This is a genomic window from Pseudomonas sp. G34, assembly GCF_031119625.1.
In the GTDB taxonomy this organism is placed as follows: domain Bacteria; phylum Pseudomonadota; class Gammaproteobacteria; order Pseudomonadales; family Pseudomonadaceae; genus Aquipseudomonas.
The window spans coordinates 25,408-39,010 of the sequence record NZ_JAVHZV010000010.1 but is presented as its reverse complement, the minus strand read 5'-3'; the positions used below and the strand labels follow the sequence as shown (position 1 = coordinate 39,010).

Sequence of the window (13,603 nt, the reverse complement as noted above, 5' to 3'; positions counted from 1 at the left end):
TCATGCCCGCGATTCAGGCCGCGGCTTGAATCAGGGCGCAGGGCGAAGCAGCAGCGTGCTGCGGGTGTGGGCGGCGACGTCGTCGGCGCTCAGGTGCTGCGGTACGTACCGGCCCTGGATGAAGCGCTGGGCCTGGTCGCTGTAGTGGCGGTCGAACGGCACGCCGCTCTGGCCCAGCGGGTTGATGCCCAGGCTGTGGTCGGCGTCGGCCAGGTCGATCAGCCGGCGCGTCGAGGGCCCGTAGCCCACGGCCCAGGGCGCGGGGCCGATACGGTGCGACAGGTTGTTGGGCATCTCGTGGCCGCCGGGCGCCGGCAGCGGGCCGACGTTGAGCAGCGTATCCAGCGGCCACTGCACGCCCAGCGGATGTTGATGGGTGAGGGTATGGGCCTGGCCCCAGCGCCATTGTGCGGGGTCGTCGCCCAGGGTGGTTCGTAAATGCTGCAGGGTGGCGCGCCAGGCCTCGGCCACCGCTTCGGCGCGGCTGCGCGGCTGGCCATCGACGTTGGCCCACCAGGGCGAGTGCGGGTCGGCGGTCAGCCGCGACAGGGCGCTGTCGATCATCCGCGTCGACAGCAGTTGCTCGAAGGCCTGCGCCCCCAGGCGCGGTTGCAGGGTGGCGCGGCCCAGTTCGTAGATGAACTGGTTGAACAGGGTTGCCGGCAGCGATTGCAGCGGGTGATCGCCGTTCCAGGCCGCCAGCGCTTCGACCAGCTCGCGCTCCTGCTCGCCTGCTGCCGCGGCGCGCAGCTCATCGAGAATCGGTGCCAGCAGTTGCGGCCCATAGCTCGTGGCGGTTTCCAGCTGCAGGGCCTGGCTGTTGTCGAGATCCCAGCGCACGCTCGGGTCGGCCAGATGCTGGTTCAGGCGTTGGCCGCGCTCTGGCGGGTTGTAGTAACCGGGAATCTCGATGCCGTTGGCCGGCAGCGGCTGGAAGTTGGCCGAGACGATATAGCCGCGGGTCGGGTTCTCTTCCTGGGGGTTGGCGCTGAAGGGGTGGAAGCCGAGTTTGTCGGCCGCCTCGGTGCTGCCCTCGAGGATGAACGCGGGGTTCACCCCGGCCGGCCGGATCGGCAGCCTGGCCGCCGCCCACCAGGCGATGTCGCCGCCGGCGTTGGCCCACACCAGGTTGAGGCCCGGGGCGTGGATGCGCTCGGCGGCGGCGCGGCCCTTGGCCAGGGTATCGGCACGGTTGAGGCGGTAAAAGGCCTCGAGCAGCGGGTTTTCGGCTTCCAGAAAGGTCCACCACATGGCGACTGGCGTGGTGCCGGCGCTGTCGCCCAGGGCGTCGTTGATGATTGGGCCGTGGGGCGAGCGGCGCAGCCTGAGGGTGACCGGTTCACCGTCCTTGACGCGGATGACTGCCTGGCGCTGCTGCAGGTCGACCCAGCGGCCCTGGTACCAGACCTGTTCAGGGTTCTCCGGGTTGAGGTGCTCGGCGATCAGGTCCATGTCGTCGTTCTGGAACATGGTCAGGGTCCAGGCAAAATCCCGGTTGTGGCCGAGAAAGGCCACCGGGGTTGCCGGCTGATGATGGCCGTAGAGCTCGAAGCCCGGGTACCTGAGGTGCGCCTCGTACCACACCGAGGGCGCCGAGAAGCGGATGTGCGGGTCGCCGGCCAGCAGTGGCTTGCCGCTGGCGGTGCGGGCACCGGAGATCGCCCAGGCATTGCTGCCTTCGAACTGCGGCAGGCCGCTGTCGGCCAGGGCCTGGTCGCTCAGCGCGGCGAGCCGGTCGAGCAGCCGCCAGTCGTGTTCGCCGAGGGCGGTGTCGAGCACGCCGTCGGGGTGCCAGTCGATATCGAAGATCTTCAGGTAGTCGCTGCCCAGCTCATCGCGAATGCGCGTCAGCAGGGGCTCGCTGCGTAGCGCTGCGGCGAAGCTGTAAGCCAGGTAGCCGGCGATGGACAGGGTGTCCGCGGCAGTGAAGGGGCGTTTGTCGATGCCCAGCAGGTCGAACTCCGGCGGGGCCGGGCGGCTGTCCTGGTACTGGTTGATGCCATCGAGGTAGGCGGCCAGCGCCTTGCCGTGGGGGCTGTCGGGGTCCAGCTCGCGGGCCTGCTGGTCGGCCCGGTCGCGGATCTGCAGGGTGCGGAACAGGCGGTCGGTGGGCAGCAGCTTGGCGCCGAGCACCTCGGCCAGCTCACCACGGGCCAGGCGGCGCAGCATCTCCATCTGGAACAGGCGATCCTGGGCCTGTACGAAACCCAGTGCGCGGTACAGGTCGGCTTCGTTCTGCGCCTCGATATGCGGCACGCCGCGCTCGTCGTAACGCACCTGCACGGGCGCGCCAAGGTGCTGCAGGGCCAGTTCGCCGTCACGCAGCGGCTGCTTGCCATGCAGGTACCAGGCACCACCGCCAGCTGTGGTGAGCAGCACGGCCGCCAGGGTGATGAGGAAGCGTTTCATGCTGCCATCCTTGTCTCACGCGGGCCGCCATGCTGCGGGCAATCGGCAGCCACTGCAAGGCGGTCTGCTCAGGAGGTGACACGGCCCTGGCTGACCTGGAACTGCCCGCACAGGCCGTTGAGGTGCTCGGCCAGCCCGGCCAGGCGCTGGCTGTCGCCGGCCACCTCGCCGGCATCGCGAGCGGTGTCGCCGGCCACCTGGCGCACCTGCTCGATCAAGCGGGCCACTTCGGTGGTCGCCGCCAGCTGTTCGCGGGTGGACACGCCGATTGCCTGGATCGCCTCGATGGAGCGGTGCACGTTGTCCAGCAGCGTCACCGTGCGCTCGGTGTGACCGACGCAGCGGGCCACGCCGGCGTGGCTTTCGGCCATGGCGCTCACCGCCTTGGCCGAGCCCTGCTGCAGGCGGCTGATCATCCCCTGGATTTCGCCAGTGGCCTGCTGGGTACGCTGCGCGAGCTGGCGCACTTCGTCCGCCACCACCGCGAAGCCGCGGCCCTGCTCACCCGCGCGGGCTGCTTCGATGGCGGCGTTGAGGGCCAGCAGGTTGGTCTGTTCGGCCACCGAGCGGATCACCTCCAACACCCTGTCGATAGACTGTGCCTCGGCCGCCAGTTGCTGCACCACCTCGCTGCTGCTGTCCATCTGCCGGGACAGGGTGTGGATTTCACTCTGCGTATCGCTGATCGCCGCGGCGCCGGCCGCGGCATCGGCATCCGCCTGGCGAGCGGTTTGCGCCGCCTGTTCCGCGCTGTTGGAAACGTCGCCGACGGCGTGGCTCAGTTGCTCGATGGCGCCGCCCATCTGCGCCGTGGCGTCGAGCAGATCATCGGCGCACTGATTCAACTCATGGGTCGACTGGGTAAGGCGCTGGCTGGTGGCGCGCAGCTCGTCACCGGCGCCCACGACCCGACTCACCAGGTTGTCGAGCAGGGCCAGAAAGCGGTTGAAACGCTGCGCCAGGCTGTCGCTGGAAGGGCTGCGGTAGGCCAGGTCGACCGGCTGGCCATCGCGCAGCAGGTGTGCCGAGGTGCGCTGCAGGTCTTCTCCGGCGGCTGCTTCGCGGGCGCTGTGGCGCACGAGCACGAGAAGAATGGCGGTTTCGGCGATCACGTAGGCGGCGTGAATGAACACCACATGCCAACCGGAGCCCGGCTGCAGCAGGTAGATGCCGCTGCCGCTCTGCTGCAGCACGAAGAAACTCAGGTGGTGGACGGCGATGGTGGCGGCGGCGAGCAGAATGGGCAGCCAGTCGCGGTAATAGACCAGGAACGCCAGCAGCACGAAGACGCTGAAGTGGGTTTCCACCATGCCATGGCTCTGCTGGATATGCAGGGCGGCCAGCACCATGAAGGCCACGGCAATCAGGCAGCGGTACAGGCGGGTGCCGCCCACCATGGCGTAGAGCGTGCTGAGCGTGACGGCGGTGCCACCGCCGATGACCAGGGCCGCTGCCCAGGTGGCGTGCCAGAAAGCCAGCCCCAGCGCATACAGCGTCATCAGCCAGACGACGCACAGCATCAGGCGATCGGCCTGGCGATAAAAATGGTCATGCATGGGAATCTTCCTGTGGTTACCGCTTTTTTTAAAACCTTGCCATGGCCCTGCCGTGCATCGGCCGTGCTGCGTTGAAAACCCCCTCGGGCTGCTCGGTTACCGCTGGTAAACGCCGCGTCTTCGGGTGCTTCGCCACGCATGGTGCGAGCTCGCTAGAGCATGAAAAGGTTCTCAGAAGGAGTGGCAGTACGGAAAGAAAAGCAGATCTGGCTCTTTTTGCTGGCCGATTGCCGCTATTTAACCCAATCGCAGAAACAGCCGCTAGCCAGGTTGTTGTCCGCCAGCACCTTGCGTCCGTCGAGCAACGCATCGAGCACCGGCTCGACGAAGCTGTTGCCGGAGGTGCAGTTGAACCCGCTGCTGTAGGGGCCGAAGTAGGCCAGCCTGCCGCGCTGATCCCAGATCGCCACGGCCGGGCTGGCGGGTAGCCGCTCGCTGCCGGTCAGCCCAGTCAGGGGCTCCAGCGCACGCAGCGCCTGGGGCAACTGCCCGTCGCTGCCGGCCTTCTGCACCGAATAGAACTGCACACCCCGCCCGCTGTAGCGTTCCAGCAATTCGCCGAGGTGCTGCTGGTTGCCGACATTGCAGGGGCAGGCCGGATCCCAGAAGTGCACCAGGCGAACATTGCCCGGCCCGGCGAGTTCATCCGGCAGGCGCAGGTGGTTGCCGGAAAACAGCGCGGTACGCTCATCGAACGCGCGCAGGTAACGTGCCTCGAACCACCAGAAGGCGACGAGCATGGCGATCAGCCAGAGCGCGGCGACCAGGCAGGCGAGGGCAGTGGTGCGGCGTGAGCGGGGCATGCCGACAGCTTCCATTGGGCGACTCGGTAGCTTGCCATGGCGAGCCCGGCAGCAGAAGATCGTCACTCTACCGGTTGCCCACCCAGGTGACGCTGCCGTGAATCAATGCGAGTCGATGGTGCCGATGTCCGATATCTTCCAACCCGAACCCCTGGTCGCCAGCCTGCGCCCGCTGGCCAGCGCCGCGCCGCTGTCGGCCGCGGAACTCGCCTATCGGCAGTTCTACGGCTTCCTGCCGCGCGAGGCGGTCGACAGCCGGCTGGGCTGGTTCGAGGTGGATGGCTACCGCATTGCCGCTCAGCTCTGGCAGCCCGTTGCGCCTCGCGCCACCCTGTTGCTGCTGCACGGCTATTACGACCACAGCGGCCTCTACCGGCATGTGATCGAGTGGGCGCTGGAGGCCGGCTTCGCGGTGCTGGCCGTGGACTTGCCGGGGCACGGGCTGTCCAGTGGCCCGCGGGCCAGTATCAAGGATTTCGCCGAATACCAGGCGGTATTGCGTGCCGCCTTGCAGCAGGCCGACGCCCTGGGCCTGCCGGCGCCGTGGCACCTGTGCGGGCAGAGCACCGGCGGGGCGATCCTGATCGATTACCTGCTCAACGACCAGCCGCTGGCCGAGGTGGGGGAAACCATCCTGCTGGCGCCCCTGGTACGGCCGCGCCGCTGGAACTGGTCGCAGCTCAGCTACCGGCTGCTGCGGCGCTTCGTGCAGGAGATTCCGCGGCGCTTCAGCGAGAACTCCAGTGACCCGGAGTTTCTCGATTTCCTGCGCAACCGCGATCCCTTGCAGCCCAAGGTGGTGCCCACGGTCTGGGTCGGTGCGCTGAGCCAGTGGGTGCCGCGCATCGAGCAGGCACCGCGCAGCACGCGCAGCCCGCTGATCATCCAGGGCGAGGCGGACATGACGGTAGACTGGCGGCACAACCTGGCGGTGCTCGAGAACAAGTTCAGTGCGCCGCGCATCCTGCGCCTACCCGAGGCGCGCCACCACCTGGCCAACGAGGTGGCGCCGCTGCGCCAGCGCTATTTCGCTTACCTCGGCGAGCAGCTGGACCGCGGCTACTGACCCACCGCCAGGCCGGCGCGGATCGCTGCCAGGGCCGCCTTGTAGTAGGCCGCGCCTTCGCTGGACTGGGCGAAGGTGACGAACTCTTCCAGTTCCGGATCGGACAGGTTGCGATAGACGTGCAGCAGGGTGTTGTCCAGATCCTTGTCGATCTGCGTCATCAGCCGTTGGCGCTGGCCGTCGAGCAGCCCCTGGGCGGTAGCGCCACCGAGCAGGCCGGGAATCATCTGGCTGAGGCTGTCGGCCGCCACGCCGGCCAGGGCCAGGCTGATCTCCGCACCCGCTTCGCTGGCCGGCAGGGCCTGGGCCAGGTGACGGATCAGCAGGCGGCGGGTGGCATCGGCTTCGCTGAGCGGCAGGCCGTCGGCGTACTTGGCCAATTGGTCCGGGCGGGTGGCAAGCAGTTCGGCACTGACGATCTTGCGGCCCAGGGGCGATTCGAAGAAGCGCAGGGCCGGGGCCGGATCGGGGAGATTGGTGCGCAGGCTGCTTTCGGCGCGCTCGTCCATGGCACGGGCGGCGAAACGTCGGTTGCTGTTGTCGACCAGCGCTTGATACACCGCCGGCGGCAGGCTCTGGCTGTAGCGCGCCTGGGCGGCGCTCAGAGCATCGCTGAAATGCGCGCGCTGCTGCGGCCAGCCGGCTTTTTCATACAGCTCGGCATGGGTGTCGGCGCTGGCCGGCAGGCTCAGGAGCAACAGCAAGAAACAACACAACGCACGCATACGAACTCCTGTCTGGGGCGGCTATTTTCGGCAGCCAGGTGGAGCTTGTCGAGGTGTACGTGACACAGGGTAGAATCCGGCCATGACGACAGACATTTCCGATTCGTTGCTGAGCCGCATCATCGATGACCTTGCCGAATTCGGATGGTCGTTGCAAACCCAATTTGCCCCAACGTCTTTGACCCACCAACTGGCCGAGGAGTGCCGCCAGCGTATTGCTCAGGGCACCCTGGCGCCGGCTGGTACGGGGCGTGGGCATGCGGTAGCGGTGCGCGAAGGTACCCGCAGCGACCACATCCAGTGGCTCGAGGCGGGGCAGTCACCGGCGTGCGACGGGTACCTGCAGTTGCTCGACGAGCTGCGCGAAGCCATCAACCAGAGCCTTTACCTGGGCCTGGTGGACTACGAGAGCCACTTCGCCTTCTACCCACCGGGCGGCTTCTACCTCAAGCATCTGGATCGCTTCCGCGACGATGACCGCCGGGCGGTATCGGCGGTCTTGTACCTCAATGACGGCTGGCAGCCCGAAGACGGCGGCATGCTGCGCCTGTACCTGGCCGATGGGCAGGTACGCGACGTGCTGCCCGAGGCCGGCACGCTGGTGGTGTTCCTGTCTGCGGATATTCCCCACGAAGTGCTGCCGGCCAGCCGCGATCGCCTGTCCTTGACCGGCTGGTTCCGTCGCCGCGGTGATGGCGTGTTCTAACGCCAGAGTGCAGGCATGAAAAAGGGAGGCCGGACAGGCTGTGTGAAAACGTAGCGAGCGAAGGTCAGGCAAGGGCTAGGCGCCCCCGCAAACCGGCGAAAAAGCGCAGTTTACGTGGTGTAAATGAGCATTTTGAGCCGGTTTTTAACGCCGCATGGCCGAGCGCAGTAGTTTTCACACGGCCTGCGGAGCCTCCCTTTGTCGTTGCAGCGAATGGCCTAGAACAGCACGCGGCTGCGGATGGTGCCGTTGACCTGCTGGAGTTTTTCCAGGGCCAGGTCCGAGTAGTCGGCATCGACGTCGATGACCACGTAGCCGACCTTGTCGTTGGTCTGCAGGTACTGGCCGGAGATGTTGATGCCGTTGTCGGCGAACACCTTGTTGATCTCGCTCATCACGCCCGGCACGTTGGCGTGGATGTGCAGCAGGCGGTGCTTGCCCGGGTGTGCCGGCAGGGCCACTTCCGGGAAGTTGACCGACGACACCGAGGTGCCGTTGTCGCTGTACTTGACCAGCTTCTCGGCCACTTCCAGGCCGATATTGGCCTGGGCTTCGGCGGTGGAGCCGCCGATGTGCGGGGTCAGGATCACCCGATCCAGGCCGCGCAGCGGGCTTTCGAAGATATCGTCGTTGGACTTCGGCTCGACCGGGAACACGTCGATGGCGGCGCCGATCAGGTGTTCGTCCTTGATCGCCTGGGCCAGGTGCTCGAGCTCGACCACGGTGCCGCGGGCGGCGTTGATCAGGATGCCGCCCTTCTTCATGGCGCGAATTTCCGCCTCGCCGATCATCCACTGGGTGGACGGCAATTCCGGCACGTGCAGGGAAACGATGTCGCACAGGCCGAGCAGGTCATGCAGCTTGCCGATCTGCTGGGCGTTGCCCAGCGGCAGCTTGGTCACCGTGTCGTAGAAGAACACCTGCATCCCCAGGGCTTCGGCAAGTACCGAGAGCTGGGTGCCGATCGAGCCGTAGCCGACGATACCCAGCTTCTTGCCGCGGATTTCGAAGGAGTTGGCCGCCGATTTGATCCAGCCGCCACGGTGGCAGGAGGCGTTCTTCTCGGGGATGCCGCGCAGCAGCAGGATGGCCTGGGCCAGCACCAGCTCGGCGACCGAACGGGTATTGGAGTAGGGCGCGTTGAACACGGCGATGCCGCGCTCGCGGGCGGCGTCCAGGTCGACCTGGTTGGTGCCGATGCAGAAGCAGCCGACGGCGACCAGCCGCTTGGCGCAGTCGAAGATCTCTTCGGTCAGCTGGGTGCGCGAACGGATGCCGATGAAGTGCGCATCGGCGATCTTGGCCTTCAGCTCCTCGCCGGAGAGCGCGGTCTTGAGGTACTCGATGTTGGTGTAGCCGGACGCCTTCAGGGTGTCCACGGCATTTTGGTGGACGCCTTCGAGAAGAAGGAACTTGATCTTGCTCTTGTCGAGAGAGGTCGTGCTCATCGGAGTACCTGTTGCCCCACTAATTTAAGTGTCAGGAGAAGGATCGGCGCGCTCGCCAATCGGCCCGGCAAGTCGCTGTGCAGCGCGATTCGCGGGGTGCATATGCTAGCATGGCTTCCCTTTTCCTTGCTCGGGTGCGACCTGAACGGTTCTCAGGGCGACCATGAAAGTTTCGAGAGTTGCTATGACTGATCTCATGCCGATTGACGAACTCAGCACCCTGGTCGAGCCCGGCAAATTGCTGACCGACGCCGCCTCCCTGGAAACCTACGGCAAGGACTGGACCCGGCAATACGCGCCCGCGCCCAGCGCCATCGTGTTTCCCAAGACCATCGAGCAGGTGCAGGCCATCGTGCGCTGGGCCAATGCCCACAGGATCGGCCTGGTGCCGTCGGGCGGCCGCACTGGCCTGTCGGCGGCGGCGGTCGCTGCCAACGGCGAGGTGGTGGTGTCGTTCGACTACATGAACCAGATTGTCGATTTCGACGCCTCCAACCGCACCGTGGTCTGCCAGCCGGGCGTGGTCACCGGTGTGCTGCAGCAGTTCGCCGAAGACAACGGCCTGTATTACCCGGTGGATTTCGCCTCGAGCGGCTCCAGCCAGATCGGCGGCAACATCGGCACCAATGCCGGTGGCATCAAGGTGATTCGCTACGGCCTGACCCGCAACTGGGTGGCGGGCCTGAAGGTGGTCACCGGCACCGGCGAATTGCTCGAACTGAACAAGGACCTGATCAAGAACGCCACCGGCTACGACCTGCGCCAGCTATTCATCGGCGCCGAAGGCACCCTGGGCTTGGTGGTCGAGGCGACCATGCGCCTGGATCGGGCGCCGCGCAACCTCACCGCCATGGTGCTGGGCACGCCGGACTTCGACTCGATCATGCCGGTGCTGCACGCCTTCCAGGGCAAGCTCGACCTCACCGCCTTCGAGTTCTTCTCCGACAAGGGCCTGGCGCGGATCATGGCGCGCGGTGATGTGCCGTCGCCCTTCGACACCCGTTGCCCGTTCTATGCCCTGCTGGAGTTCGAAGCCAGCAGCGAGGAAGTGGCCAACGAGGCCCTCAGCACCTTCGAGCATTGCATCGAGCAGGGCTGGGTGCTGGACGGGGTGATGAGCCAGAGTCAGACCCAGCTGAAGAATCTGTGGAAGCTGCGCGAGTACCTGTCCGAGACCATCTCCCACCACACGCCCTACAAGAACGACATCTCCGTCACCGTCTCCAAGGTGCCGGCGTTCCTGCGCGACATCGACGCGGTCGTCGCCGAGCACTATCCCGACTACGAAGTGGTCTGGTACGGCCATATCGGCGATGGCAACCTGCACCTGAACATCCTCAAGCCCGAGCACATGGACAAGGAGGCGTTCTTCGCCTCGTGCGCGCGGGTCAACAAGTGGGTGTTCGAGATCGTCCAGCGCTACAACGGCTCGATCTCCGCCGAGCACGGTGTGGGCCTGGTCAAGCGCGACTACCTGCAATACAGCCGTTCAGCGGAGGAAATCGCCTGCATGAAGGCGATCAAGGCGGTCTTCGACCCCAACGGCATCATGAACCCGGGCAAGATCTTCGCCTGACCGACCCAGGCCTGCAAAAAACAACAGGAGCGACCATGAGCTACCAGCACCAGTACATCGATGGCACCCGCATTCACTTCCCGCTGGGCAAGGTGGTGTGCATCGGCCGTAACTACGCCGAGCATGCCAAGGAACTCGACAACCCGGTGCCGACCGAACCGCTGCTGTTCATCAAACCCGGCAGCTGTGTGGTGCCGCTGGAAGGCGGCTTCAGCATTCCCGACGATCGCGGCTCGGTGCATTACGAGGCGGAAATTGCCGTGCTGATCGGCAAGCCGTTGTCACGCACGCCCAATGAAGAAGAGGTGCTCGACGCCATCTCCGGGATCGCCCCGGCGCTGGATCTGACCCTGCGCGACGTGCAGAGCAGGCTCAAGGACAAGGGCCATCCTTGGGAAATCGCCAAGTCGTTCGACGGTGCCTGCGTGCTGGCGCCCTTCGTGCCGGGCGACGCCATCGCTGATCTGCGTGATATCGGCATCCGCCTGACCATCAATGGCGAAGTCCGCCAGGACGGCAGCAGCGCCGAGATGATCTTCCCGATCGTGCCGGTGATTCAGGAAATGGCCGGCCACTTCAACCTGCAACCCGGTGACGTGATCCTGACCGGCACGCCCGCTGGCGTCGGCCCGCTGAACAAAGGCGACGAGCTGGTGCTGGACCTGGTCGGTCACTCCAGCTTTGCCAGCCGGGTGCTGTGAGGCGGTAGCTGATTTTGTGGGAGTGGGCATGGCCGCGAATCGCGGGCATGGCCCGCTCCCACATTGGCTCACTTGGCATCCCAACCCTCCGCAGCCAATTAAGTTTCGCTTAAGCCGCCTTTAAGCCTCGCTTCAGCTGCGCGACTTAACCTGACCCCGTCATCTACAGATAGAGGGTCATCCCCATGAAAGCTCCCGTACTCGCACTGCTGCTCGCTCCGCTGTTCTCCACCGCCGCCCTGGCTGCCGGCTACACCGGCCCGGGTCAGGTCGCCCAGGTCACCACCGTCGAGCAGGCGCTGAAAGCCGGCGACGACACCCCGGTGGTGCTGCAAGGTCAGATCGTCAAGCGTCTGCAGGACGAGCTCTATGAGTTCAAGGACGCCACCGGCACCATCCATGTCGAGATCGACAACGAAGACTGGCCGCCGCAGGCGATCTCCGAGAAGGCCACCGTCAAGCTGACCGGTGAAGTCGACAAGGACCTGACCAGCCGTGAAATCGACGTCGATATCGTCGAACTGGTGAAATAACCGCCACGCTGTTAGCTTCCCGTCACCGCATTGAATGGCCGCCTCTCGACGCATCGAGGGGCGGCGTTGTCATTTCTGTCGTTGCATATGTGAGTCGCCATGGGCCGCCTGTTTTCGATCAAGGGATTACTTCTGTTGCTGGTGCTTGTCGTGCTGGTCGCGCTGGCCATCACGAGCCAGCAATTTCGCCTGTTTGAAAGGGCCTGGTTCAACGTCAGCCAGCCGGCCGAAGCGCCCGCCCATTCGCTGTGGCTGAGCGACTACCAGGTGGTGATCGAGGCGCAGCGCATCGAAGGGCTGGAAGACGACGTGTCGGCGCTGACCTACGATCCAGAGCGCAAAAGCCTGTTCACCGTGACCAACCAGCACCCCAAGCTGATCGAGCTGTCGCTCGATGGCAAGGTGCTGCGGCAGATCGAGCTGGTCGGTTTCGGCGACCCGGAAGCCGTCGAATACGTGGCCCCCGGGCGTTTCGTCATCGCTGACGAGCGCGCCCAGCGGCTGGTCAAGGTGCGCATCGATGATGACACCACCGCCATCGATGCCGCCGAAGGGCAGCAGATGTCGCTGGGCCTGGAAATGGGCACCAAGAACAAGGGCTTCGAAGGCCTGGCCTACGACCTGAAAGGCCAGCGGCTGTTCGTGGCCAAGGAGCGCGACCCCATGCGCATCTACGAAGTGCAGGGGTTTCCCAATCTCGATCCGGCCTCGCCGAACCCCGTGCAGATTCGCGACGACCGCAAACGCGATGCCGGCATCTTCGTGCGTGATCTCTCCAGCCTGCATTACGACAGCCTGACCGGCCACCTGCTGGCGCTGTCCGATGAGTCGCGCCTGGTCGTCGAGCTGGATGAAGCCGGCAAGCCGATCAGCAGCCTGTCGCTGCTGCAGGGGCAGCAGGGCCTGAAGAAATCGGTGCCGCAAGCCGAAGGCATCACCATGGATGATCAGGGCGTACTGTACATGACCAGCGAGCCCAACCTCTTCTATGTATTCAGCAAGGGTGGCAAGGCCGATTGAGGGGGCGCGCTGGTTAAGCGAGGCCAGGGCTGTTAGCTTCGCGGGTCGAACGGCGCTCCAGGTTGAGCGACGCTGTTTTTCTTCCATGGGTGAGCGGGTATGCGTCGTCTGATTTCTCTCAAGGTCTGGTTGCTGCTGCTGGTACTGATCGCGGCATTGCTGCTGGCTATCTGGGGGCAGGAGCTGCGGGTATTCGAGCGTGCCTGGTTCAACGTGCGACAGCCTGCGCAGGCGCCGGCCAATACGCTGTGGCTCGATGGCTATCAGGTGAGCCGTGAGGCCAAGGTGATCGACGGGCTGGTCGACGATGTGTCGGCGCTGACCTACGATCCGCTGCGCAAGAGCCTGTTCACCGTCACCAACCAGAATACCCGGCTGATCGAACTGTCACTCGACGGCAAGGTGCTGCGCGAGATCGGCCTGGTCGGCTTCGGCGACCCGGAGGCCGTGGAGTACGTTGCGCCAGGCGTCCTGGTGATCGCCGACGAGCGCCCGCAGCGCCTGGTCGAAGTCCGTATCGACGACGCCACTACCCAGGTCGACGCTGCCGACGGCCAGCAGCTGTCGCTGGGCCTGGAGATGGAGGCCAAGAACAAGGGCTTCGAGGGCCTGGCCTACGACCTGGCGGGCAAGCGCCTGTTCATTGCCAAGGAACGCGATCCGCTGCGTATTTACGAGGTGCATGGCTTCCCGCATCTCGATCCGCACAGCCCGTCGGCGATTCGCATCATCGATGACCGTGAGCGTGATGAAGGGCTGTTCGTGCGAGACCTGTCCAGCCTGCAATACCATGCCCGTACCGGCCACCTGCTGGCGCTGTCCGATGATTCGCGCCTGCTGGTGGAAATGGATACCAAGGGCGAGCCGATCAGCAGCCTGTCGCTGGTCGGCGGCCAGCAGGGGCTCAAGGAGTCCGTGCCGCAGGCCGAGGGTATCGCCATGGATGAGCAGGACGTGATCTACCTGATCAGCGAGCCCAACCTGTTCTACACCTTCGAAAAAAAGGCCAAGTGAGCGCTCACTTGACCTTTTCGGGTGCACCTTGAGCTTGGCACCTTCA

General features: G+C 65.3%; 12 protein-coding genes. 7 read left to right on the top strand and 5 right to left on the bottom strand.

Features of this window, described 5'->3' with window-relative positions; all coding sequences use genetic code 11:
* Positions 1-30 precede the first annotated feature (30 nt).
* The 3 genes from QYS36_RS08050 to QYS36_RS08040 form a co-directional block, all read right to left on the bottom strand.
* On the bottom strand, positions 31-2,409 hold the full coding sequence (locus QYS36_RS08050; RefSeq protein WP_308838990.1) for a penicillin acylase family protein: 2,379 nt from the start codon (positions 2,407-2,409) through the stop codon (positions 31-33).
* Between the two features lie 68 nt (positions 2,410-2,477).
* On the bottom strand, positions 2,478-3,212 hold the full coding sequence (locus QYS36_RS23930; protein ID WP_374990433.1) for a methyl-accepting chemotaxis protein: 735 nt from the start codon (positions 3,210-3,212) through the stop codon (positions 2,478-2,480).
* 986 nt (positions 3,213-4,198) lie between these two features.
* Entirely contained in the window at positions 4,199-4,768 is a 570-nt protein-coding gene (locus tag QYS36_RS08040; RefSeq protein ID WP_308838988.1) for a DUF6436 domain-containing protein, read from the bottom strand.
* Positions 4,769-4,892: 124 nt separating this feature from the next.
* Between QYS36_RS08040 and QYS36_RS08035 the strand changes: the two genes are divergently transcribed.
* Entirely contained in the window at positions 4,893-5,834 is a 942-nt protein-coding gene (locus tag QYS36_RS08035) for an alpha/beta hydrolase (protein ID WP_308838987.1), read from the top strand.
* Here the strand turns inward: QYS36_RS08035 and QYS36_RS08030 are convergent.
* Complete coding sequence (locus tag QYS36_RS08030; protein ID WP_308838986.1) at positions 5,828-6,559, bottom strand: hypothetical protein; 732 nt, start codon at positions 6,557-6,559, stop codon at positions 5,828-5,830. The genes QYS36_RS08035 and QYS36_RS08030 overlap by 7 nt on opposite strands.
* An 82-nt stretch (positions 6,560-6,641) precedes the next feature.
* On the opposite strand from QYS36_RS08030, the gene QYS36_RS08025 reads away from it, so the two are divergent.
* Positions 6,642-7,265: a 2OG-Fe(II) oxygenase gene (locus QYS36_RS08025; protein ID WP_308838985.1), complete on the top strand. Its 624-nt coding sequence runs from the start codon at positions 6,642-6,644 to the stop codon at positions 7,263-7,265.
* A gap of 218 nt (positions 7,266-7,483) precedes the next feature.
* Here the strand turns inward: QYS36_RS08025 and serA are convergent, their stop codons facing one another.
* On the bottom strand, positions 7,484-8,713 hold the full coding sequence (gene serA / locus QYS36_RS08020; RefSeq protein ID WP_308838984.1) for a phosphoglycerate dehydrogenase: 1,230 nt from the start codon (positions 8,711-8,713) through the stop codon (positions 7,484-7,486).
* 184 nt (positions 8,714-8,897) lie between these two features.
* On the opposite strand from serA, the gene QYS36_RS08015 reads away from it, so the two are divergent.
* From QYS36_RS08015 to QYS36_RS07995, 5 genes are all read left to right on the top strand, one after another.
* Positions 8,898-10,289 carry an FAD-binding oxidoreductase gene (locus tag QYS36_RS08015; protein ID WP_308838983.1) on the top strand — a complete coding sequence of 464 codons (1,392 nt, stop codon included), beginning with the start codon at positions 8,898-8,900 and terminating at the stop codon, positions 10,287-10,289.
* A gap of 35 nt (positions 10,290-10,324) precedes the next feature.
* The gene (locus QYS36_RS08010) at positions 10,325-10,990 is read left to right on the top strand and encodes a fumarylacetoacetate hydrolase family protein (protein WP_308838982.1); all 666 of its coding nucleotides are present in this window, start codon (positions 10,325-10,327) and stop codon (positions 10,988-10,990) included.
* Positions 10,991-11,175: 185 nt separating this feature from the next.
* Positions 11,176-11,523, top strand: coding sequence for a NirD/YgiW/YdeI family stress tolerance protein (locus QYS36_RS08005; RefSeq protein WP_308838981.1), 348 nt, complete (start codon positions 11,176-11,178; stop codon positions 11,521-11,523).
* A gap of 99 nt (positions 11,524-11,622) precedes the next feature.
* Entirely contained in the window at positions 11,623-12,543 is a 921-nt protein-coding gene (locus tag QYS36_RS08000) for an SdiA-regulated domain-containing protein (RefSeq protein WP_308838980.1), read from the top strand.
* Between the two features lie 99 nt (positions 12,544-12,642).
* Positions 12,643-13,557, top strand: a complete 915-nt coding sequence (locus QYS36_RS07995) for an SdiA-regulated domain-containing protein (RefSeq protein WP_308838979.1) — start codon at positions 12,643-12,645, stop codon at positions 13,555-13,557.
* Positions 13,558-13,603: the final 46 nt, after the last annotated feature.

Excerpts from the sequence above, each read along its gene's own strand:
- QYS36_RS08035 (WP_308838987.1), top strand. The coding sequence starts at position 4,893 with ATGTCCGATATCTTCCAACCCGAACCCCTGGTCGCCAGCCTGCGCCCG.
- QYS36_RS07995 (WP_308838979.1), top strand. The coding sequence starts at position 12,643 with ATGCGTCGTCTGATTTCTCTCAAGGTCTGGTTGCTGCTGCTGGTACTG.
- QYS36_RS23930 (WP_374990433.1), bottom strand. The coding sequence starts at position 3,212 with ATGGGCGGCGCCATCGAGCAACTGAGCCACGCCGTCGGCGACGTTTCC.
- QYS36_RS08005 (WP_308838981.1), top strand. The coding sequence starts at position 11,176 with ATGAAAGCTCCCGTACTCGCACTGCTGCTCGCTCCGCTGTTCTCCACC.
- QYS36_RS08010 (WP_308838982.1), top strand. The coding sequence starts at position 10,325 with ATGAGCTACCAGCACCAGTACATCGATGGCACCCGCATTCACTTCCCG.
- QYS36_RS08000 (WP_308838980.1), top strand. The coding sequence starts at position 11,623 with ATGGGCCGCCTGTTTTCGATCAAGGGATTACTTCTGTTGCTGGTGCTT.
- QYS36_RS08025 (WP_308838985.1), top strand. The coding sequence starts at position 6,642 with ATGACGACAGACATTTCCGATTCGTTGCTGAGCCGCATCATCGATGAC.
- QYS36_RS08015 (WP_308838983.1), top strand. The coding sequence starts at position 8,898 with ATGACTGATCTCATGCCGATTGACGAACTCAGCACCCTGGTCGAGCCC.
- QYS36_RS08040 (WP_308838988.1), bottom strand. The coding sequence starts at position 4,768 with ATGCCCCGCTCACGCCGCACCACTGCCCTCGCCTGCCTGGTCGCCGCG.
- serA (WP_308838984.1), bottom strand. The coding sequence starts at position 8,713 with ATGAGCACGACCTCTCTCGACAAGAGCAAGATCAAGTTCCTTCTTCTC.
- QYS36_RS08030 (WP_308838986.1), bottom strand. The coding sequence starts at position 6,559 with ATGCGTGCGTTGTGTTGTTTCTTGCTGTTGCTCCTGAGCCTGCCGGCC.
- QYS36_RS08050 (WP_308838990.1), bottom strand. The coding sequence starts at position 2,409 with ATGAAACGCTTCCTCATCACCCTGGCGGCCGTGCTGCTCACCACAGCT.